At 65.0% G+C, this 20,136-nt stretch carries 22 protein-coding genes; 7 read left to right on the top strand and 15 right to left on the bottom strand.

Going from position 1 to position 20,136, the window contains the following annotated elements; translation table 11 throughout:
* Positions 1-5 precede the first annotated feature (5 nt).
* The 5 genes from UU9_RS11430 to UU9_RS11410 form a co-directional block, all read right to left on the bottom strand.
* Positions 6-1,241, bottom strand: coding sequence for an argininosuccinate synthase (locus UU9_RS11430; protein ID WP_007081910.1), 1,236 nt, complete (start codon positions 1,239-1,241; stop codon positions 6-8).
* 54 nt (positions 1,242-1,295) lie between these two features.
* Positions 1,296-1,793, bottom strand: coding sequence for an OsmC family protein (locus tag UU9_RS11425; RefSeq protein ID WP_007081909.1), 498 nt, complete (start codon positions 1,791-1,793; stop codon positions 1,296-1,298).
* Entirely contained in the window at positions 1,790-2,413 is a 624-nt protein-coding gene (locus tag UU9_RS11420; RefSeq protein ID WP_007081908.1) for an FMN-binding negative transcriptional regulator, read from the bottom strand. Before UU9_RS11420 ends, UU9_RS11425 begins: the two co-directional genes overlap by 4 nt.
* Positions 2,414-2,423: 10 nt before the next feature.
* Positions 2,424-3,431 (bottom strand): N-acetylornithine carbamoyltransferase, encoded by a 1,008-nt coding sequence (locus tag UU9_RS11415; RefSeq protein ID WP_007081907.1) that lies wholly within the window; start codon positions 3,429-3,431, stop codon positions 2,424-2,426.
* A gap of 376 nt (positions 3,432-3,807) precedes the next feature.
* Positions 3,808-4,335, bottom strand: coding sequence for a glycine zipper 2TM domain-containing protein (locus UU9_RS11410; RefSeq protein ID WP_007081906.1), 528 nt, complete (start codon positions 4,333-4,335; stop codon positions 3,808-3,810).
* Between the two features lie 178 nt (positions 4,336-4,513).
* Between UU9_RS11410 and cysS the strand changes: the two genes are divergently transcribed.
* Positions 4,514-5,878 carry a cysteine--tRNA ligase gene (gene cysS, locus UU9_RS11405; protein WP_007081905.1) on the top strand — a complete coding sequence of 455 codons (1,365 nt, stop codon included), beginning with the start codon at positions 4,514-4,516 and terminating at the stop codon, positions 5,876-5,878.
* 67 nt (positions 5,879-5,945) lie between these two features.
* Positions 5,946-6,371, top strand: a complete 426-nt coding sequence (locus tag UU9_RS11400; RefSeq protein WP_007081904.1) for a SufE family protein — start codon at positions 5,946-5,948, stop codon at positions 6,369-6,371.
* A gap of 105 nt (positions 6,372-6,476) precedes the next feature.
* Here the strand turns inward: UU9_RS11400 and dksA are convergent, their stop codons facing one another.
* Complete coding sequence (gene dksA, locus UU9_RS18390; RefSeq protein WP_237710274.1) at positions 6,477-7,694, bottom strand: RNA polymerase-binding protein DksA; 1,218 nt, start codon at positions 7,692-7,694, stop codon at positions 6,477-6,479.
* Between the two features lie 92 nt (positions 7,695-7,786).
* Between dksA and yidD the strand changes: the two genes are divergently transcribed.
* Positions 7,787-8,077 carry a membrane protein insertion efficiency factor YidD gene (gene yidD, locus UU9_RS11385; protein WP_425476849.1) on the top strand — a complete coding sequence of 97 codons (291 nt, stop codon included), beginning with the start codon at positions 7,787-7,789 and terminating at the stop codon, positions 8,075-8,077.
* 71 nt (positions 8,078-8,148) lie between these two features.
* On the opposite strand, the gene UU9_RS11380 is transcribed toward yidD, so the two are convergent.
* Together UU9_RS11380 and UU9_RS11375 are read right to left on the bottom strand one after the other, a co-directional pair.
* Complete coding sequence (locus UU9_RS11380) at positions 8,149-9,462, bottom strand: MFS transporter (RefSeq protein WP_007081900.1); 1,314 nt, start codon at positions 9,460-9,462, stop codon at positions 8,149-8,151.
* Positions 9,463-9,571: 109 nt separating this feature from the next.
* Positions 9,572-10,204, bottom strand: a complete 633-nt coding sequence (locus UU9_RS11375) for a response regulator transcription factor (RefSeq protein WP_007081899.1) — start codon at positions 10,202-10,204, stop codon at positions 9,572-9,574.
* 80 nt (positions 10,205-10,284) lie between these two features.
* Here UU9_RS11375 and UU9_RS11370 point away from each other — a divergent pair, with 80 nt between their 5' ends.
* Complete coding sequence (locus tag UU9_RS11370) at positions 10,285-11,892, top strand: MASE1 domain-containing sensor histidine kinase (RefSeq protein ID WP_237710273.1); 1,608 nt, start codon at positions 10,285-10,287, stop codon at positions 11,890-11,892.
* Between the two features lie 408 nt (positions 11,893-12,300).
* Here UU9_RS11370 and fur read toward each other — a convergent pair whose 3' ends face one another.
* Positions 12,301-12,723, bottom strand: a complete 423-nt coding sequence (gene fur / locus UU9_RS11365) for a ferric iron uptake transcriptional regulator (RefSeq protein ID WP_007081897.1) — start codon at positions 12,721-12,723, stop codon at positions 12,301-12,303.
* A gap of 77 nt (positions 12,724-12,800) precedes the next feature.
* Between fur and UU9_RS11360 the strand changes: the two genes are divergently transcribed.
* Positions 12,801-13,280, top strand: a complete 480-nt coding sequence (locus tag UU9_RS11360) for an outer membrane protein assembly factor BamE (RefSeq protein WP_007081896.1) — start codon at positions 12,801-12,803, stop codon at positions 13,278-13,280.
* Between the two features lie 50 nt (positions 13,281-13,330).
* Here the strand turns inward: UU9_RS11360 and UU9_RS11355 are convergent, their stop codons facing one another.
* The gene (locus tag UU9_RS11355) at positions 13,331-13,630 is read right to left on the bottom strand and encodes an RnfH family protein (RefSeq protein WP_007081895.1); all 300 of its coding nucleotides are present in this window, start codon (positions 13,628-13,630) and stop codon (positions 13,331-13,333) included.
* On the bottom strand, positions 13,623-14,054 hold the full coding sequence (locus UU9_RS11350) for a type II toxin-antitoxin system RatA family toxin (RefSeq protein WP_007081894.1): 432 nt from the start codon (positions 14,052-14,054) through the stop codon (positions 13,623-13,625). The genes UU9_RS11355 and UU9_RS11350 overlap by 8 nt, the downstream gene beginning before the upstream one ends.
* An 83-nt stretch (positions 14,055-14,137) precedes the next feature.
* Between UU9_RS11350 and smpB the strand changes: the two genes are divergently transcribed.
* The gene (gene smpB / locus UU9_RS11345; protein ID WP_007081893.1) at positions 14,138-14,626 is read left to right on the top strand and encodes an SsrA-binding protein SmpB; all 489 of its coding nucleotides are present in this window, start codon (positions 14,138-14,140) and stop codon (positions 14,624-14,626) included.
* A 4-nt stretch (positions 14,627-14,630) separates the two neighbouring features.
* Here smpB and UU9_RS11340 read toward each other — a convergent pair whose 3' ends face one another.
* The 4 genes from UU9_RS11340 to orn all read right to left on the bottom strand — a co-directional run bounded on the left by UU9_RS11340 (position 14,631) and on the right by orn (position 18,553).
* A complete protein-coding gene (locus tag UU9_RS11340) occupies positions 14,631-15,569 on the bottom strand; it encodes an isopenicillin N synthase family dioxygenase (RefSeq protein ID WP_007081892.1) in 939 nt (312 codons plus the stop codon).
* A 72-nt stretch (positions 15,570-15,641) separates the two neighbouring features.
* Positions 15,642-16,994, bottom strand: coding sequence for a phosphoglucosamine mutase (glmM, locus tag UU9_RS11335; protein WP_007081891.1), 1,353 nt, complete (start codon positions 16,992-16,994; stop codon positions 15,642-15,644).
* A 52-nt stretch (positions 16,995-17,046) separates the two neighbouring features.
* Positions 17,047-17,961, bottom strand: coding sequence for a dihydropteroate synthase (gene folP / locus UU9_RS11330; protein ID WP_040670859.1), 915 nt, complete (start codon positions 17,959-17,961; stop codon positions 17,047-17,049).
* Between the two features lie 25 nt (positions 17,962-17,986).
* Positions 17,987-18,553, bottom strand: a complete 567-nt coding sequence (orn, locus tag UU9_RS11325) for an oligoribonuclease (RefSeq protein WP_007081889.1) — start codon at positions 18,551-18,553, stop codon at positions 17,987-17,989.
* 76 nt (positions 18,554-18,629) lie between these two features.
* On the opposite strand from orn, the gene sbcB reads away from it, so the two are divergent.
* Positions 18,630-20,078, top strand: coding sequence for an exodeoxyribonuclease I (gene sbcB, locus UU9_RS11320; RefSeq protein WP_007081888.1), 1,449 nt, complete (start codon positions 18,630-18,632; stop codon positions 20,076-20,078).
* Positions 20,079-20,136 lie beyond the last annotated feature (58 nt).

Below are 20,136 nucleotides of genomic sequence, written 5' to 3'. Positions count from 1 at the left end.
ATTCCCTATTCTCCATTCCCGGTCCTGTTGACCTCGGCCCACAGCGTAGAGCTCATCCCGAACAGCTTGATGAAGCCCTCCGCCTCTGCCACGCCCCAGTCGGCCGACTGCGCGTAGGTGGCGCCCTTGGCATTGAGGATGTGCTTCGATTCGATCGCCACCGCGCTGACCACGCCGCCATGCGTCTCCAGCGTCACTTCACCGTTGACGGTGGACTGGCTGGACGCCAGGAACGCTTCCAGGTCGGTCTTGATCGGGTCGTGGAAGAAACCCTCGTACACCACCTCCACCCACTTGCGCGCCACGTCGGGCTTGAAGCGGTTCTGCTGCTTGCTGAGTACGGCTTCTTCCAGCGCGCGGTGCGCGGTCAACAGCGAAATCAGGCCGGGGGCCTCATAGATGATGCGGCCCTTCAGGCCGATGGTGGTGTCGCCGGTGTAGAGGCCGCGACCCACGCCATAGGGCGCGAACAGGCTGTTCAATTTCGCCAGCAACTTGTGGCCGGCGATCTTTTCGCCATCCAGCGACACGGCTTCACCATGCTCGAAGCCGATCTTCACCTGCAGCGGTTTGGACGGCCATTCGGCGCGCGGCTTGCACCAGCCCACCGCACCTGCACCCGGCGCCTGCCACTTGTCGATCTCGCCGCCGGACATGGTCAGGCCCAGCAGGTTTTCGTTGATGGTGTAGGCCTGCTGCTTGGCGCGCACGCCGAAACCGCGCTCTTCCAGGAACGCCTGCTCGTAGGCGCGCGTCTGCGTGTGTTCCTTCTGGATCTCGCGGATCGGCGCCACGATCTCGTAGTCACCCAGCGATTTCACCGCCAGATCGAAACGCACCTGGTCGTTGCCCATGCCGGTGCAGCCGTGCGCGATGGCGCGCGTACCCAACTCGGCGGCGCGCTTCAGCGCAGCCTCCACGATCAGGTAACGGTCGGACACCAGCAACGGGTACTGGCCCTGATAGCCCTCGCCTGCCCACACGAACGGCTTGACGAAGCCGCTCCAGATCGCGGGACCACCATCGATGGTGACGTGGCTGGCCACACCCAGCTCCTTCGCGCGGTTCTCGATAAAGGCGCGCTCCTCGGCATCCACGCCGCCGGTGTCGGCAAACACGGTGTGCACGGCCCAGCCGCGCTCCTTGAGGTAAGGCACGCAGAAGCTGGTGTCGAGGCCACCGGAGAAGGCAAGGACGATGTCCTTGGTGCCGGGATTTGCAGAAGCGGATTGAGGCGACATGGAAGTTCTCGATGTGAATGGAAGTGTTCGATACGGAAGTTCTGACGTTGGCTTTTACGAATCCCCAATCCCCAATCCCGAATCCCCGCCCACGACGGTGCGCGGTTCACAGCGCACGGGGAAATTCACGGAATTGGCAATGAAGCAGGCGTGGTGGGCAGCCTCGTGAGCCGCTTCGGCCTTGGCCGGATCGCTGGCGGCGCTGATCGTGACGGTCGGGCGCAACACCACTTCGACGAAACGGCCGCCATCCCCGTCCATGGCCATGCTGCCCTCAGCCGCATCGACATAGCCCGTCACCACCACCCCTGCCACCGTCGCCATGTGCAGGTACGACAGCATGTGACAGGTCGACAAGGCGGTGACCAGCATGTCCTCGGGATTGTGCCTGGCGGCGTCACCCCGGAAGCTGGGATCGGACGACCCGGCCAGCGTCGGCTTGCCCTCGATGCGGATGACGTGGTCACGGCTGTAGTTGCGGTAACCGTCCGTGCCGCTACCGAGGTTGCCGGTCCATTCCACGTCGACGCGATAGTGATGCTGATGGTTCACGATGCGGATTCCTCGCGTTGGCTCATCATGGCGGCCAGTTCCACGTCGCCATCGCCGTCGCGCTGACGCAGGCCGGCGATCACCCCTTCGCGGTTGCGTGCAGGATGGTTCTGGCTGAGCTTGAACTTGCCCTCGATGCGTTCGACCGTGACTTCGATACCGACGATCGCGCCCAGCAATTTCTCGACGTGATCCTCGGGCGCATCGCTGATTTTCCATGGCCGGAGCTGGCCGGATTCGTGGTGATCGGTGAGCGCTTCCAGTTGCGCGCGGACCCATGCCGCGTCGTCGACCACGCGCAGCCGGCCGTGCACATGCACCACGGTGTAGTTCCAGGTTGGCACTTCGCGCCCGGTCTCGTGCTTGCTCGGGTACCAGTTCGGGCTGATGTAGCCCTGCGGCCCCTGGAACACCACCAGCGCCTGGGCGCCATCCATCGCCACCAACTCGTTGCCACGGGCGACATGCGCCTGCAGCGCGTCGCCGTTCCATTCGAACGGCAGATGGTTCGCCGCCAGCCCGCCCTGCGCCTGCACGACCACGGTGGCGAACGGATACGCACGAACCAGGTCGTGCAGAACCTCTCGGCGTGTTTCGCGAAATGACGTGGGCACGTACATGGCGTTTGGCTCAGCCCTGGCCGATCAGCGAGGCCATGACCGCCTTCTGCACGTGCAGGCGATTCTCGGCTTCATCGATGGCGATGCATGCGGGCGAGTCCATCACCCCGTCGGTAGCCTTGATGTTCCGCCGCAACGGCAGGCAATGGCTGAACAGGCCGTTGTTGGTCAGCGCCATCTTCGCTTCGTCGACGATGAAGTGCTTGTTGGCCTCGCGGATGGGCTTTTCCTGTTCCCAGCGACCGAAGTAAGGCAATGCGCCCCAGCTCTTGGCGTAGACCACGTCGGCGCCGCTGTAGGCCTCTTCGATGTTGTGGCTGACCTTGAGCGAGCCGCCGTTCTGCTCTGCGTTCAGACGTCCATACGCCATGTAGCGCTCGTCCAGCACGTAATCCGGCGTGGGGCACAGCAGCGTGACGTCCATGCCCATCTTGGTGGCGATCAGCAAGGCGGAGTTCGCCACGGCGGTATTCAGCGGCTTGGGATGGTAGGTCCAGGTCAGTACGTACTTCTTGTTCTGCAGGCTGCCCAGGTGTTCCTTCAGCGCCAGCGCATGCGCCAGCTCCTGGCAGGGATGGGTGATCGTTTCCATGTTGATCACCGGCACCGTGGCGTACTGCGCGAACGCCTTGATCACGGTGTCCTGGCGGTCCACCGCCCAGTCCTGGAACTTGGGAAACGCGCGCACGGCGATCAGGTCGACATAGCGCGAAAGCACGCGCGCCACTTCGGCGATGTGCTCCTCGGTGTCACCATCCATCACGCTGCCGACTTCGAACTCGATCGGCCACGCATCCTTGCCCGGCTGCAACACCACGGCATGTCCGCCCAACTGGAACGCACCCAGCTCGAAACTGGTGCGCGTGCGCATCGAGGGGTTGAAGAACAGCAGCGCGATCGACTTGCCGGCCATTTGCCGCCCGCCGGGCGAGCGCTTGAATTCGGCGGCTTGGGTCAGCAACGCGTCGATCTCGGCGCGGCTGTAATCCTGCGTGGTCAGGAAATGTCGAGGTGCCATGGGGCGATACCTTGAGTGAGAGTCAGCCAATAGATACGTGTGAAACCAATTCCGAAAACGCAAAAACCCGGCACGAGGGCCGGGCTTTTTCGTCTATCCGCATAGTTAACGTGCGCGACTGCCTACCCGGCCGAAAGTCGGTACCGCGGTCGGCGCGCGCGCGACGTCATGCCAGCGGCCATGCGGGCGCTGGTGAGGACGTTGGCGGTATAGACGGCTATGGACATGCGCGTAAATCGGTGATCGGCGTTGAACACGAACACGCATGATGGCGGGAATTTCGCTGCCTTGCAACAAAAATCTGCCTCGCCGGCGCGCCCCCTGCAAACGAATACGCCGCCCGTAGGCGGCGTGTTCCGGTGAGGCCAGCCAGGGGTCAGTCGGCCGGTTGCACGTTCACCCTGACCCGGAGTCGTTCGCCCGGATCGTAGTTGAGCCGCGACACGTAGACCTCACCCCGATACTTATATTCGACATCGTAGCCGACGATACGGCGTTGCTCGCTGACCGTGCTGACCTGCCGGCACTGCGTCTGCGTGGTTTCATACGAACCGCCATGGTTGGACGCACGATTGCCCACCGCGCCGCCCGCCACCGCGCCCGCCACGGTTGCCGCGCGGCGACCGTCGCCCTTGCCCACGGTGTTGCCCAGCACGCCACCGACGACGGCGCCGAGGATCGTGCCCGCGGTGCTGTTGCCGCGCTCCTGATGCACGACTTGCTGGTCGTAGCACTCCTGCCGCGGCACTTCGGTCTGGGTGATGGCCGACACCGGATCGACACGCAACACGTCGGCCCAGCCGTAATGCGTGTTGTCGTCGCCATTGGCGTAGCGCCCGTCCTGGGCCTGGACGCCCGTCGTCGCCAAGGCCAGCAACAGCATGGGAAACAGCAACTTGGTCATTACGAACTCCGATCAATAAGCACTGCAAGGATTGCGGTTGCTCCGCCATTGCAACAAATTCACGCTGAATAAACGCTTAGAATCAGCGGGTTCCGCCTGCCCCGCTTACACCTTGTTAAGATGCCGGGCTGTCGTAAAACGCCAGCACGCTTGTTCTCCATCGCGGATGCTCCAACCCATGCCGATTTCGCTCTACAACGGCCTCACCCGCCGGCTCGAACCCTTTGTTCCGCTCGACCCGAAACGGGTGACCATGTATGTGTGCGGCCCCACCGTCTACAACTTCGTGCACATCGGCAATGCGCGCCCGCCGGTGGTGTTCGATGTGCTGGCGCGGCTGCTGCGGCGGCATTATCCGCAGGTGGTGTACGCCCGCAACATCACCGACGTCGACGACAAGATCAATGCCGCCGCGCAGCAGCAGGGCGTGCCGATCACGACCATCACCGACCGCTTCGCGCAGGCGTTCCGCGACGACATGGCCGGCCTGGGCGTGGCGCCGCCGGACATCGAACCGCACGCCACCGCGCATATCGGCGAGATCGTGGCGATGATCGGGCAACTGCTCGCCGGTGGTCACGCGTATGCCGCCGAAGGCCACGTGCTGTTCGATGTGGGCAGCTACCCGGCGTACGGCGAGCTGTCCGGCCGTGACACCGAGGAATTGATCGCCGGCGCGCGGGTGGACGTGGCGCCCTACAAGAAGAGCCCGGGCGATTTCGTGCTGTGGAAGCCGTCCACCCCCGAGCTGCCCGGCTGGGACAGCCCGTGGGGCCGCGGCCGCCCCGGCTGGCATATCGAATGCTCGGCGATGAGCGCCGCCCATCTGGGCGAAACCATCGATATCCACGCTGGTGGCATCGACCTGCAGTTTCCACATCACGAAAACGAGATCGCCCAATCCACCTGCGCGCATGGCGGCAAGACATTTGCCCGTTACTGGCTGCACAACGGCATGCTCACCTTCGGCGGCCGCAAGATGTCCAAGTCGCTGGGCAACGTGCTGCTGGTGCACGAGCTCCTGCAGCAGCATCCGGCCGAGGCGCTGCGCCTGATGTTGCTGCGCGGCCATTACCGCCAGCCGCTGGACTGGTCCGACGACGCCATCCAGCAGGCGGTGAACACGCTCGATGGCTGGTACCGCGTACTGCGTGACCTGGCCGACATCGAACTGCCCCCGGGCGCGCTGCCGGTTCCGCCCGCCGTCGAGGCCGCGCTGTGCGATGACCTCAATACGCCACAGGCGCTGGCGGAACTGTCGCAACTGGCCGATGCCGCGCGACAGGCGGGCACCGCCGCGGCCAAGGCTGAGCTGCTCGGTGGTGGCGCCTTGCTTGGCCTGCTGCAGCAGGTGCCCGAAGCGTGGTTCCAGCGCGGCGGGGAGGCGATCGACGCCGCCCACGTCGAAGACCTGTTGCAGCAGCGTCGCGACGCCCGCGCCGCGCGCGACTTCGCCCGCGCCGACGCCATCCGCGACGAGCTGGACGGGCTGGGCATCGTGATCGAGGACAGCGCCCAGGGCACCCGCTGGAGCGTCAAGTGAGGGTTGTGGATGCGCCGCTGAACCGAGCGCATCCCCTCGCCTCCATCCGTTGCGCGATAATGAGCCGATGAATACGCAAACCAGCGCCGAAGAGGCGCAGCAGGAAATCGCCGAGGAATTCGCCTATTTCGGCGACTGGACCGAGCGTTACCAATACCTGATCGACCTGGGCAAGCAACTGCCGCCGTTTCCGGAAGAGCACAAATCCGAGGACTACCGCGTGCTCGGTTGCCAGTCGATGGTCTGGCTGGTTCCCAGCGGTGACGCCCAGTGCATGCATTTCGAGGCGACCAGCGATTCGGCCATTGTTTCCGGCCTGATCGCGCTGGTGCTGCGTGTGTACTCCGACCGCCCGGCACGGGACATCGTGGATACCGAGCCCACCTTCATCGGCACCATCGGCCTGGCCAAGCACCTCTCGCCCACCCGCTCGAACGGGCTGGCATCGATGCTGGCGAAATTGAAGGGCTACGCCGCGCAGGCGCTGGCCTAACCACACGCCGGCAACTGCGCATCGAGCGCACTCGTCGCGCACGCGCCGGCAACGAAAAAGCCCCGCTTGAAGCGGGGCTTTTTCGTGGTCAATGAACCAGAGCCATCAATCGCCCATCTGCTTCTGCAGATGTTCGCGGCGCTCCTGCGCATCGAGCGACAAGGTGGCGATCGGACGGGCATCGAGCCGGTCCACGCCGATTTCCTCGTCGGTCTCCTCGCAGAAACCGTAGCTGCCTTCCTCGATCCGGCGCAGCGCCTTGTCGATCTTGGAAATCAGCTTGCGGTAACGGTCACGGGTGCGCAGTTCCAGCGAGTTTTCGGTTTCGCGGGTGGCGCGCTCGGCCTCGTCGCCGACATCGCGCACTTCTTCGCGCAGGTTGTCCATGGTCTGACGCGATTCCTCCACCAACTGGTCGCGCCAGTCGCGCAGCTTGTTGCGGAAGTAGGCCAGGTGCTGCGGGTTCATGTACTCCTCGTTGGAGGACGGACGATAACCCTTGGGCAAGGCGATGACGCTGGTGGAAGGCAGCGCATAGCGCCCGTCTTCCCGAGTGACACCGTTTTCAAGCTTTTTTGTAGCCGATTTATTCATTGATGACGAATTTTTATGATTATGGTGAGAGGCATGGTGTGCGGGAGCCGGGGCCTTCCGCGGGGTCACCATGGCGATGGCACTTGCCACCTTGCCTTTGTAGAGCGCGGTGGTGGAAGCCGAAACTGCCTGTTTTTTGGGTGCAGCCACCGGTGCGGGCCGGGGGGGAGCGGATTTGGCCGACACGGCAGTCTTTGCCGTCTTGTCCTTGGTCGGCAGCGGCGCCTTGGGTTTCGAAGCGGGCTTCGAAGCAACCTTCGCCGCGGGTTTTGCCGGTGGTGCAGACTTCTTCGCTACCGGCTTGATGGGGGTTTTCGAAACAGTCGAGTGCTTGGATGCTGGCTTCTGCGCCGACTTCTTTGCGACCGCCGGTTTGACCGGCGCCTTCGCCACAGCTTGCTTCACGGGGGCTTTTTTTGCCACCCCTTTCTTCGGCGCGCTCTTTCCGCTAGACGGTTTGGCAGACGCTTTCGCTGCCGGCTTGGCCACGACTTTCCTGGTCGTCACCGCAACCGGCTTTGCCTTTTTCACGGCCGCCGGTTTGCGTGCCGCAGTGGTCTTTGCAACGGGCTTCGCCGCAGTGACCGGGCGCTTGGCGGTTGCCGATTTCGCCACGGGCCTGGCTTTGCCGCCCTTGCTGGCAGCCACCTTGGGCTTGCCGGCCGACTTGGTCGGAACCTTGTCCTTTTTAACCTTGGCAGCGGTCGAACTACGCGTCGTATTCGCCATATTCCTTCACCGTTTTTGGCCGTGGCGGCCGGGAGTTATAGCCCATGTGCCCTACACCGGCAAGCTCGATTCTGGAATACTCGTGGCACTGAATTCCCCAGCTCGCCGCGGTTACGTCTGTCTTGACCCGATTGATACTGTTGTTGCTCCGTTTCTACAAGCGTTGGCTCAGTCCATTGCTGGGGCCGCGCTGCCGCTTTCATCCCAGTTGCTCTGATTATGCACGGATCGCGGTGACGCGCTTCGGCCCGTGGCGTGGAAGTTTGTTGACCGGCTGGCGCCTGCTGCGCTGCCAGCCGCTGTGCACGGGTGGTGAGGATCCGGTGCCCGAGCATTTCCACCTGGCCCGCTGCCGATCACACGACCACACCGATCCCCGTTGACCGTCAGCCGGGCTGACCGTCACGCGGAGACCTTACCCGAGATCCAGCGACGCCGTCGCTGATCCGCCCCTTCACTGGATCGCGACCGTGGGCTCACCTGACACAACCGGTTCGTGTGCGGAACGCGGCGTGATCAGCAGCGCCAGCAACGTCACCACCGCTGCCGCGGCAAGGTAGTAGCCGACATAGGCCAGGCCGCGCGTCGTCGCCAGCCAGGTGGCGATATACGGCGCCAGCGACGCACCGAAAATACCCGCCATGTTGAACGCCAGCGATGCGCCGGTATAGCGCACCGCGGTGGGAAACATCTGCGCCAACGCCGTGCCCAGCGGGCCGTATGTCAACCCCATCACGCCCAGACCCAGCGAGAGGAACAGAAGAACGCTGGTCATGCTGCCCGCTGTAAACAGCGGTGCGAAACCGATGCCGAAGGCCAGGATCAGCAAGGTGGAAAGCACCATCGCCAGGCGCGCGCCGTAGCGGTCGGCGAAGATCGCCGACAGGGGGATGGTGACGCCGAACAGGATCACCCCGAGCATCTGCAGCAGCAGGAACTCCTCGCGCGAATAACCCAGCCGCGTGGTGGCCCAGCTCAGAGCGAACACCGTCATCAGGTAGAACAATACGAAGGTGGCCAGCGCCGTGAAGGTGCCCGCCAGCAAGGCGCGCGGATGCCGCGCAAGTACGGTCAGCATCGGCATGCGCACGCGCTCATGGCGCGATATCGCGCGGGCGAAGTCGGGCGTCTCGTGCAGCTTCAGCCGCATCCACAAACCGATCACCACCAGCGCCGCACTGCCCAGGAACGGAACGCGCCAGCCCCAGGCGAAGAACGCGGCCTCGCCGATACCCTGGGTCAGCCACAAGAACATGCCCGAAGACAGGAAGAAGCCGATCGGCGCACCGAGCTGCGGAAACATGCCGTACCACGCACGCTTGCCCGGGGGTGCGTTCTCGGTCGCCAGCAACACGGCGCCGCCCCACTCGCCACCCAGCCCCAGACCCTGGCCGAAACGGCACAGCGCCAGCAGCGCGGGCGCAGCCACGCCGATGTCCGCATAGGTGGGCAACAAGCCGATCGTCACGGTGGAAATGCCCATGGTCAGCAAGGCCGCCACCAGGGTTGCCTTGCGCCCGATGCGGTCACCGAAGTGACCGAACACCGCCGAACCGATCGGGCGCGCGAAGAACGCCAGCGCGAACGTGGCCAGCGATTCCAGCGTGGCCGAGGTGGCGTCCGTCGCGGGGAAAAACAGCGTCGGGAAAATCAACACCGCCGCTGTGGCGTAGATGTAGAAATCGAAGAACTCGATCGTGGTGCCGATCAGGCTGGCAAAAAGAATGCGGCGCGGCGAATTGACCGGCACGACTTCGGTGTCACTCATGCCATGGCTCCCCTGTTGGCTGGACAGGTAATTCTGACAGAGCGCAGCCCGCAGCGGCATCATCGCGGCTCATCGCGGATGGCCGTCCATTCGAGGACTCGCTGGTGCGTCAGGCCGCCGGCAACAGACTGCGTTCGCTGGCGATGCGGTAAAGCTCGAGCTCGGAACCGGCACCGAGTTTTCCCATCACGCTGGCCCGATGGATATAGACGGTTTTCTGGCCAATGCCCAGCTCGGCAGCCACCTGTTTGGGCGCGCGCCCGGCGGCAAGCAGCAAAAAGACTTCGCGTTCGCGGGCCGTCAGCCGGTGGATGGGATCAAGCGCGTCGCCGGGACGTTCCGCGCGACGCTTGCGGATATCCGAGCTCAGGAAGCTCTCGCCATTCATCACGGCGCGCAGCCCGGCCACCAGCTCTTCCGGCGCCACGCCCTTGGTCACGTAGCCGCTGGCGCCACGGCGCATGGCTTCGGAAATGTACGGTTCGCCATCGTGCATGCTCAGCACCACGATGCGGGTCTGCGGCGCCACGCTCAGCAGATGCTCGATCAGCGGCAATCCGCTGCCGTCCGGCAACGACAAGTCCAGCGCCACCAGGTCGGGGAGCCACTGGGTTACCGCCTCCACCGCGTCGTCGGCGCAACGGCATTCGGCGATCACGTCCAGATCGGGCTCAAGCTCGATCAGGCGCTTGAACCCTTCGCGGACGATGGCGTGGTCGTCAACCAGAACGATACTGTGCATGACACTACTTTACACACGCGCGTGCGCCACGGCACGACTTCCGCTTCCGCCGGAACCACCACCGCGACATGGCGCCGCACATGTACCATCGCGCCATGCTATCGAAGTCGTTCCTCACGGCATGTCTCGGCCCGGTGCTGGGGCTCGCTTATTTGCTGGCGTGGCTGGCGCTGTGGCCCACGGCGCAGCCATTCTGGATGTTGCCGTACGGGCTGCGATTCGGTGCCCTGCTGCTCGCGCCCATGCGTTATTGGGGCTGGCTCCTGGGCGCGGAATGTGTCGCCTCGTTCGGCATCGTCATGAACCAGGGCGCGCCCGCCGGCTGGAACGGTCTCCTTTTCGGCGAACTGCCGGACATGCTGGTGATGGCCGGCGGCTTGTGGCTGGTGCGCCGGTTCGGCTGGCAGGTCACATTGAATACACCCCAGCAGATGGCGCGGCTGCTGTTGATCGTGCTGGTGCTGGTGGGCGCCACCGCGATCACCGACGCCACGGCGCTTACCACGCTCCATCGTGGCGGCGACCAGATGCTGAGGACACTGGGTGAACAACTGCTCAGCCATTATCTGGCGATTCTCCTGCTGGTCCCCCTGACGGTGATGCTGTTGCGGGACCGACTGGACCGCGGGGCGCTGATCAGCCTGCTGATCGACGGCGTGCTGGTGATGCTGCCCTCGATGGCGATCCTGCTTCTGCTGTCGCGACAGGCCGCTCCCGAGCCGCAATTCGCCCGCGTGCTGTCGCTGGCACCGATCCTGTATTTCGCGTTCCGGCATGGCTGGCGCGGGGCCAGCCTGGCCATGCTGGTCACCAGCGTGGGCATTACCCTGGCCGAGCACCATCTGGGCTACGCGCCCTCGACTGCCTCGGCCTATTTGCTGCTGGCGGTGGCCGGTACCGGCGCCATCATGCTGGGGTCGGCCACCGACGCGTTGCGCGAGAGCAGCGCGTACGTGGCCGAGCAGAACGCTTACATGGGGGCGGTCAATTACCACCTCGACCAGCTCACCGGCCAGCTGCGCAATGCCGCGCGCGGCAACCTGCGCGCCGACGAAAACCAGCGCAGGCACCTGGCCGCCGAACTCCACGACGAACTGGGGCAGAACATCACCGCGATCCAGACCCACGTGAAGCTGGCGGAAGCGCGTCTGCGGCAGGCCGGGCTGGAGGACATCAGCAGCTCGATCAACACCATCCTGGGGCACATGCGGCGAGCCCTGCATCGACTGCTCGACGATTTGCGCCCCGCGGTGCTGGACGAGTTCGGCCTGATGCGCGCGCTTGACGAAGGCCCGATACGCGACTTGCTGACCACCGCGGGCATCGCGTACCACACGGACCTGTACGGCGATCCACGCCAGCTTGACGAGGACATCCGCACGGCGATCTATCGTCTGGCGCAGGAAAGCGCCACCAACGCCGTCAAACACTCCGGCGCCACCGAATTCCGCCTGCGCCTGCGCATCGGCAAACGCCAGGGAGTCGCGCTGGCGCTGCTGGACTTGCGCGACAACGGCACAGGCCTGCCCGCTCGCGTACCGCGTGGCGGACGCGGCCTGCAGGGCATGCGCGACCGGGTGACTTCACTGGGCGGGGATTTCAGGCTGCACCCGCAGCAGCCCGGCGTTCACCTGCGGATCCTGCTGCGAAACAGCACCGGCGGCGCCGACCCCTCCGCGCTGGCGTGAGACGTAGCGGACAAAGAGCCCGCCTGAACCGAATGCCACCGATGTCATTGAGCTTCAAGGCGGATGCAACGGCGCATCGTCGCGTCACCTAGGAATTTTTCCAATATCCGGCCCGTGAAAGCTTCGTTAGTATCGCTCCATCGATGTGGGGGAGCCACCATCGCAAGATGGTGTATCGAAGCAACCGTGGGGACGGGCGCTTCGAGAAAAACGGCAGGATGCCGTTTTTGCCGCGACTTGTGGCGTACTCGATGCCAGCGAGCAATTCGCTGAATCGGAGCTCGACAGGTAACGGAACAACCGCAGGCGGACAGGAGTCCAACTGCGGTTTTTTTTGTGCTTTTTTTGTCCCCTGTCCGGATCTTGCCAGATACCGCCAGACGGCATCAGCGCCCGGCGACCGAAGGCTCAGGCCTTCCCGGCCCGCCGCTTTGGACGCACGTAGAGAACCAGGCTGTGGTCCTCGATGACGTAGCCATGCCGGGCCGCGATTTCGTGCTGCAGCCGCTCGATCTCCTCGCTGACGAACTCAATCACTTTTCCGCTGTCCACATCGATCATGTGGTCATGATGTTTGCCGCGGTCGAGTTCGTAGACAGCCTGGCCGCCCTCGAAATTGTGCTTGACGACGATGCCTGCTGCCTCGAACTGGGTCAGCACGCGGTAAACCGTCGCCAGGCCGATGTCTTCCTGATGGGCCAGCAATTTCTTGTAGACGTCTTCGGCGGTGAGATGATTACCCTCCTCCTCGTCGAAGATCTGCAGGATGCGCATGCGCGGATGGGTGACCTTGAGGCCAACCCGACGCAGCTCCCTGGTTTCCTGTTCCATCACTGACCTCCAGGCGCACAGCGCTACCGAAACGGTAGTGTATCATCCGACACCTTTATGATTGGGACGCACCACGCATGCAAAAGCTGATCTCCCTGCTGGTTTTCACCATGCTGGCGGTCTCCATCGCCGGCTGCCACATCGTCTACACGCCCGATGTGCAACAGGGCAACCTGCTCGACAAGAAGACGGTCGATCAGCTGAAGCCGGGGATGACCAAGCGTCAGGTGATGGTGCTGATGGGCACGCCCTCGGTGGCCACGCCCTTCGAGCAGAGCCGCTGGGATTACGTGTCCACGCAATCGCACCGCGGTGGCCCGATCAAGGTACGCACCCTCACGCTGACCTTCAACAACGACACGCTGGTGCGCACCGAAGGTGACTTCTTCCCGCAGGACGCGGAGAAATTGCTGGAAGACAGCAAGAAGTACCACGCCGACTATCCGGTCAACGAAACCGAGGGCGACAAGAGCGAGAGGCCGAAGCAGGATGACGGCGGTTTCGGCGCGGGCGCCAGCAGCGGCGGAGATAGTGGCAACAACGACGACGGTCAATGACCGCTTGAAGTAGCCCGCCGGGCATGCCATGGCATGCCCGGCACGGTTTCTCAGCGGCGCCGCGCCCGCCGACGACGCGCTTCCATGGGATCGAGCACCAGCGGCCGGTAGATTTCCACCCGGTCGCCATGGCCAAGCACCTGGTCGGCGGATACCCGTCGCGAGAAAATGCCCAGTCGCGCCGGATCGATCGTGCCAGGGGGCGCGTCCCTCTCCAGTCCCGACGCGACAACTGCTTCCATCACCGTGCTGCCAGCCGGCAACTCCAGGCGCCGAACGATCTGCCGCGTCGCATCGGCATACACCACTTCCACCGTAATCGCGGGGCCGTCTGGCGTGAGGTCATCCATACAGACGCTCGGCCTCGCGACAGAAGTCGTCGACCATGCGGTTGCCCAGGCTCTGGAAGCCCAGCTTGAGCAAGGCGCCACCAAAGCGGCCGGCGAATTCGAAATCCAGTGCCAGCGCCACCTTGCAACCGCTGTCGCCGAGCGCGGTGAAGGTCCAAACGCCATCGAGCGAACGGAACGGGCCGCCGACCAGCCGGATGTCGATGCGCTGCGGCGGCTCGGCCGTGTTGCGGGTGGTGAAGCTGTGGCGCAGGCCGGCGAAATTCAGATCCAGCCGCGCTTCCAGCACGTTGCCGTCGCGTTCGATCACTTCCGACGAGGCGCACCAGTTGAAACGCTTTGGGTATGCTTCCACATCATTGACCAGATCGAACATCTGCTCGGGCGTAAAGCGCACCAGCGCACTGCGACGAATTTCGATCACGGCAGCCTCTTCAAATCATCCATAGCCTGGCCTCTTCCGCGGTCACGCCAGCAGCAGGGCCGAAAGGCGAGAGTTTAACGGACATGGCCAAAACGAAGGACAAGGACACCAAGGGCGGCGGCACCATAGCGCTCAACAAACGTGCGCGCTTCGAGTACCACATCGACCAGCGCTTCGAGTGCGGCGTGGCCTTGCTGGGTTGGGAACTGAAGGCATTGCGCGCTGGCCGGATCAACTTCGGCGACAGCTACGCGGTGGTGCTGAAGAACGAGATCTTCCTGGTCGGCGCCTCGATCCCGCCGCTGATCAGCGCGTCCACCCACGTCATCGCCGAGGATCGACGCACCCGCAAGCTGCTGCTGCATCGCAAGGAGATCGACCAGCTGGTCGGCGCCGTCGAGCGCAAGGGCTACACGCTGGTGCCCACCGCGATGTACTGGAAGGGCAACAAGGTGAAGGTGGAAATCGGCCTGGCGCGCGGCAAGCAGGAGCACGACAAGCGCGATACCGAGAAGCAGCGCGACTGGCAGATCGAGAAGCAGCGCACCATGCGCTCGCACAATCGCGCCTGAGGGCTTAGCCGATCAACTTGATCTCGCGCAGCCGCTGCATGAGGTATTCGTGCGCGGTGATCGAGGTGTCATAGCGGCGAGGGTTGTCCGGCGTGATGCATGACGCCAGCGGATCGAGCACCACGTCCGGGTTCGGGTGCAGGAAGAACGGCACCGAATAGCGCGGCTTGCGCGCATTCTCGTTCGGCGGGTTGACCACCCGATGCGAAGTGGACGGAAACACGTGGTTGGTCAGCCGTTGCAGCATGTCGCCGATGTTCACCACGATGGCGTCGCCCCTGGTGGTGATCGGCAGCCAGCTGCCGTGGCTCAGCACTTCCAGCCCCTCGGCGCTGGCGCCGACCAGCAAGGTGATGAGGTTGATGTCCTCATGCGCGCCGGCGCGCACGTTGGGGATGTCGCTGGCGTCGTCGATCGGCGGGTAATGGATCGGGCGCAGGATCGAATTGCCGACGTCGGTCTTGTCCTCGAAGAAGTTCTCCGGCTGCCCGATATGCAACGCCAGCGCGCGCAGCACGCGGCTGCCGAGGTCGTCCAGCGCCTGGTACAGGCCGTATCCCCAGCGCTTGAAATCGGGCACCTCGGCCGGCCATACATTCGGCGGCATCACGTCGGCGAACTTCGAATCGCGCGGGATTTCGCGACCGATGTGCCAGAACTCTTTGAGATCGGCGTACTGGCTGTCCTTGGCCGTTTCCACCTTGAACGGCGTGTAGCCGCGCGCGCCGCCGCTGCCGGGGATGTGGTACTTCAGCTTGGCTTCGGCGGGCAACGCGAAGAAGCGCTGGAACGCGTCGTAGGAGCCGTCGATCAACTCGCGGGCGATGCCGTGGCCGCTGATGCAGCAGAAGCCGAATTCGCGATACGCCGCGCCCAGTTCGGCGACGAAGGCGTCACGGTCGCTGTCGTAGCGGCGGATATCCAGGGTGGGAACATGCTGCATGGCTGTAGTCCGGTTGGGCCCGCTTGGGCGGTGCACGTCGGGCCTGCCATGGCGACCCGTACAACTACAGGTTCACGAACGTTCGGCCACGGATTTTACAATCCCCGCCAGCTTTTCCGCCAACGACTGCACCTCGTCGGCGTCGGCGCCCTCGATGGTGACGCGCACCAGCGGCTCGGTACCCGACGCCCGCAAGACCACCCGGCCGCGACCGCGCAGAACGTCCTCCACCTCGGTCTGCGCCTGGCGCACCTCGGCGCTGTCCAGGGCTTCACGGGCGCCGTTGGCGCGCACGTTCAGCATCACCTGCGGCAGCTTTTTCAGCCCTGCGCGGGCGCCGGCCAGGTCCTGGCCAGCTTCCCCCAGCGCCTCCAGCACGGCCAGCGCGGAGACGATGCCGTCGCCCGTGGTGGCGCGATCCAGACACAGGATGTGACCGGAGGTTTCACCGCCGAGCATGCCCTTGTGCTGCTTCAGCTGCTGCATCACGTAGCGGTCGCCCACGTTGGCGCGGATCAGCGCTACATCGATGTCCGCCAGCGCCAGCTCCAGCCCGTAGTTGCTCATCAACGTGCCCACCACCGGGCCGCGCAGCAGGCCGCGCCGGTGCAGGCTGTGGGCCAGCACATAGAGGATATCGTCGCCGTCGGCCAGCGCACCGTGGCGGTCGACCAGCACCACGCGGTCGCCATCGCCATCGAAGCCGATGCCGATGTCGGCGTGGTGCTCAAGCACCGCCTGCTGCAGCGCCTGCGGGTGAGTGCTGCCCACGCCATGGTTGATGTTGAAGCCGTCGGGCTTGTCGCCGATGGACACCACCTCGGCGCCCAGCTCGGCGAAAACGCGCGGCGCCACCTGGTATGTCGCGCCATGGGCGCAATCGAGCACCAGCTTCAGCCCGCGCAGGCTGAAATCCTCGGGCACGGTGGCCTTGCAGAATTCGGTGTAGCGCGCCACCACGTCGGTGAGGCGGCTGGCCTTGCCCAGTTTCTCCGACGCCACGGTGACGAAGTCGGCATCGACTTCCTGCTCGATCGCCAGCTCCACCTCGTCGGACAGCTTCTCGCCGTCGGCGGAAAAGAACTTGATGCCGTTGTCGTGGTGCGGGTTGTGCGAAGCGCTGATCACGATGCCGGCACTGGCGCGCATCGAGCGGGTGAGAAACGCCACCGCGGGCGTGGGGATCGGGCCGAGCAGGCCCACGTCGACGCCCGCGGCCACCAGGCCGGCCTCCAGCGCCGACTCGAACATGTAGCCGGACACGCGCGTGTCCTTGCCGATCAGGACCAGCGGGCGGCCCTTGCTGTTGCGCGCCAGCACGCTGCCGGCGGCGCGCCCCAGGCGCAGCATGAAATCCGCGCTGATCGGCCACTCGCCCACCATGCCGCGGATGCCGTCGGTGCCGAAATACTTGCGTTGCGTCATGGGGTTTCCTTGTCCATTCCCGGCCATCCGACCGGCGGAAGAAGTGGATGGATCAATCGTCGTCGGGCCAGCGCGGCATCGCGCTCTTTTCCTCGCGGCGGGGGGCCGCGTCCAGTGCGTGCACCGGCTGCCACACGGCCAGCGCATCTACCGTGGCAGCTACGTCATGAACGCGCACCATGCGCGCGCCGCGCTGCACCGCGATCAGCGCGGCGGCGACCGAGCCGGCGATGCGCTCGGCGGGCACCTGTCTACCGGTCAGCGTGCCGATCATCGACTTGCGCGACAGGCCCGCGTACACGCCGCTGCCCAGCGGGGCGAACCGGTCCAGCGCGGCCAGCAACGCCAGGTTGTGCTCCAGCGTCTTGCCGAAGCAGAAGCCCGGGTCGACCATCACGTTGCGCCGCTCGATACCGGCCAGTTCGCAGGCGAACAGGCGGTCGGTGAGGAAACGGTGCACCTCGCCCACCACGTCGTCGTAATGCGGCGCCTCCTGCATGCTGCGCGGCTCGCCCTGCATGTGCATCAGGCACACCGGCACGCGCAACTCGGCGGCCGCTTCCAGCGCGCCCTCGCGGCGCAGCGCGTAGACGTCGTTGATCATGCCCGCGCCGGCAGCCACAGCCGCGCGCATCACCTCGGGCTTGGAGGTGTCGATGCCGATCGGCACGCCGCTGCGCGACGCCAGCTGTTCGATCACCGCGATGACGCGGCGCAGTTCCTCGTCCACCGGCACGTCGGCGGCACCGGGGCGGGTGGATTCGCCACCCACGTCGATCATGTCGGCGCCCTCCTCCACCATCCGCAGCGCGTGCGCCACGGCCGCGTCCACGCTGTCGTGGCTGCCGCCGTCGGAGAATGAATCCGGGGTGAGGTTGAGGATGCCCACCACGCGCGGGCGATCCAGCCGCAGCAGTCGGCCATGGCAATCCAGCACGGGCGCCAGCAAATCCATCGACATGGGCATTACCTCGGGCGGCCGCCGGGCAGGATCACGGCGCCTGCAACCCGCCGAGCGCACCCATGAACTGGCGGTAGTGGCGCAGTTCGCTGATCGAATCGCGGATGTCGGACAGCGCGGTATGCGCCGATTCCTTGCCGAAACTCTTGGCGATGTCCGGCGCCCAGCGCCGCGCCAGCTCCTTCAGCGTGGACACGTCCAGGTTGCGGTAATGGAAGTAGCGTTCCAGCCGCGGCATTTCGCGATGCATGAAGCGGCGGTCCTGGCAGATGGAGTTGCCGCACATCGGCGACTTGCCCGGCGGCACCCAGGCGCGCAGGAAATCCACCGTGGCCTGCTCGGCCATGGCGTGATCGGTTTCGGAAATCAGCACCTGCCGCCACAACCCCGACTTGTGGTGCTGGTTGCGGTTCCAGCTATCCATCGATTCCAGCTGATCGATCTCATGGCGGATGGCGAATACCGGGCCGTCGGCCAGCACGTTCAAATCCTTGTCGGTAACCACCGTGGCGATCTCCAGGATGGAATCGTTGTCGGTGTCGAGGCCGGTCATCTCCAGATCGATCCAGATCAGGTTCTCGTCGTTGGCTTGGCTCATGGATCCTCCTTGGGAGCGTCAGTTTATCAGCCTTGCCTGCGCTTGCCCGTGATTGGCGCGTGAGATGATTCGTCCCATGCAGACCTTCTTCTGGCACGACTACGAGACCTTCGGCGCCGATCCGCGGCGCGACCGGCCGGTGCAGTTCGCCGGTATCCGCACCACGCTGGAGCTGGAAATCATCGGCGAGCCGGTGATGTTCTACGGCAAGCCGCCGCGGGAAATGCCGCCGCACCCCGATGCCTGCCTGATCACCGGCATCACGCCCCAACTGGCCGAGCGCGAGGGCGTGATCGAAGCGGAATTCGCTGCCCGTGTGCACGAGCAACTGGCCCTGCCCGGCACGTGCGGCGTGGGTTACAACTCGCTGCGCTTCGATGACGAGATCACGCGGCAGATGCTGTACCGCAATTTCTACGAGCCCTATGGCCGGGAATGGGAGAACGGCAACTCGCGCTGGGATCTGATCGATCTGGTGCGGCTGTGCCAGGCACTGCGGCCGGAAGGCATCGTGTGGCCCACCCGCGAGGACGGCTCGCCCAGCTTCAAGCTGGAGCACCTGGCCCAGGCCAACCAGTTGAAGCAGGAGCGCGCGCACGACGCCTTGTCCGACGTGTATGCGCTGATCGACCTGGCCCGGTTGATCCGCGTGCGCCAGCCGCGGCTGTGGGACTGGTACTACGCGCTGCGCCGCAAGCAGAAGGTGTTCGAGCTGCTGGACGTGGTGAACCGCACGCCGATGGTGCACGTGTCCTCGCGCTACCCGGCCAGCCGGCATTGCCTGGCGCTGATCGTGCCGCTGGCGGCGCACCCTGCCCGACCCGGCGAGATCATCGTGTACGACTTGGCCACCGACCCGGCCGAATGGCTGGCGCTGGACGAGGACGACATCGCCGACCGCATCTTCACCGCCCGCGCCGACCTGCCCGAAGGCATCGAGCGCATCCCGCTGCGCACCATCCGCGCCAACCACGCGCCGGCGCTGGCGCCGCTGTCGGTGCTGCAGGGCGTGGACATGACGCGGCTGCAACTGGATGTCGATCGCTGCCTGGCTCACCGCGATGTCCTGCACGCGGTGGACGGGCTGGCGGAAAAGCTGCGCCGTGTATTCCAGCGCGCCAGCGCGTTGCCGCCGCCGGAAGACCCGGAGCTGGCCCTGTACGGCGGCGGCTTCCTCCCCGATGCCGACAAGCGCCTGCTCGCCCAAGTGCGCGCCACGCCACCGGAGCAACTGGGCGAGCGGGCGTTTCCGTTTCGCGATGCGCGCTATCCGGAACTGCTGTTCCGCTACCGCGCCCGCAACTGGCCGGACACGCTGGATGCGGACGAGCGCGAGCGCTGGCGGCAGTTCTGCCACGACCGGCTCACCCGCCATACCGCGCTGACCGGTTTGACCCTCGACGATTATTTCGCGCGCCTGGCCGAACTGCGGGCCGACCCCGCCACCCAGGGCAAATTGGCCTTGATCGACCAGTTGCAGGCCTGGGGCGAACAACTCACCCCCGATCTGCCGCTATCGGCCTGACCGCTATCGGCCTGACCCCAATCGGCCTGACCGCAACTCACTCCCTTCCAACGAAACG

The organism is Rhodanobacter fulvus Jip2 (genome assembly GCF_000264315.1).
GTDB lineage: Bacteria > Pseudomonadota > Gammaproteobacteria > Xanthomonadales > Rhodanobacteraceae > Rhodanobacter > Rhodanobacter fulvus.
Note: the sequence above shows the minus strand (reverse complement) of the source record. Positions and strands in the feature narration are given on the sequence as shown.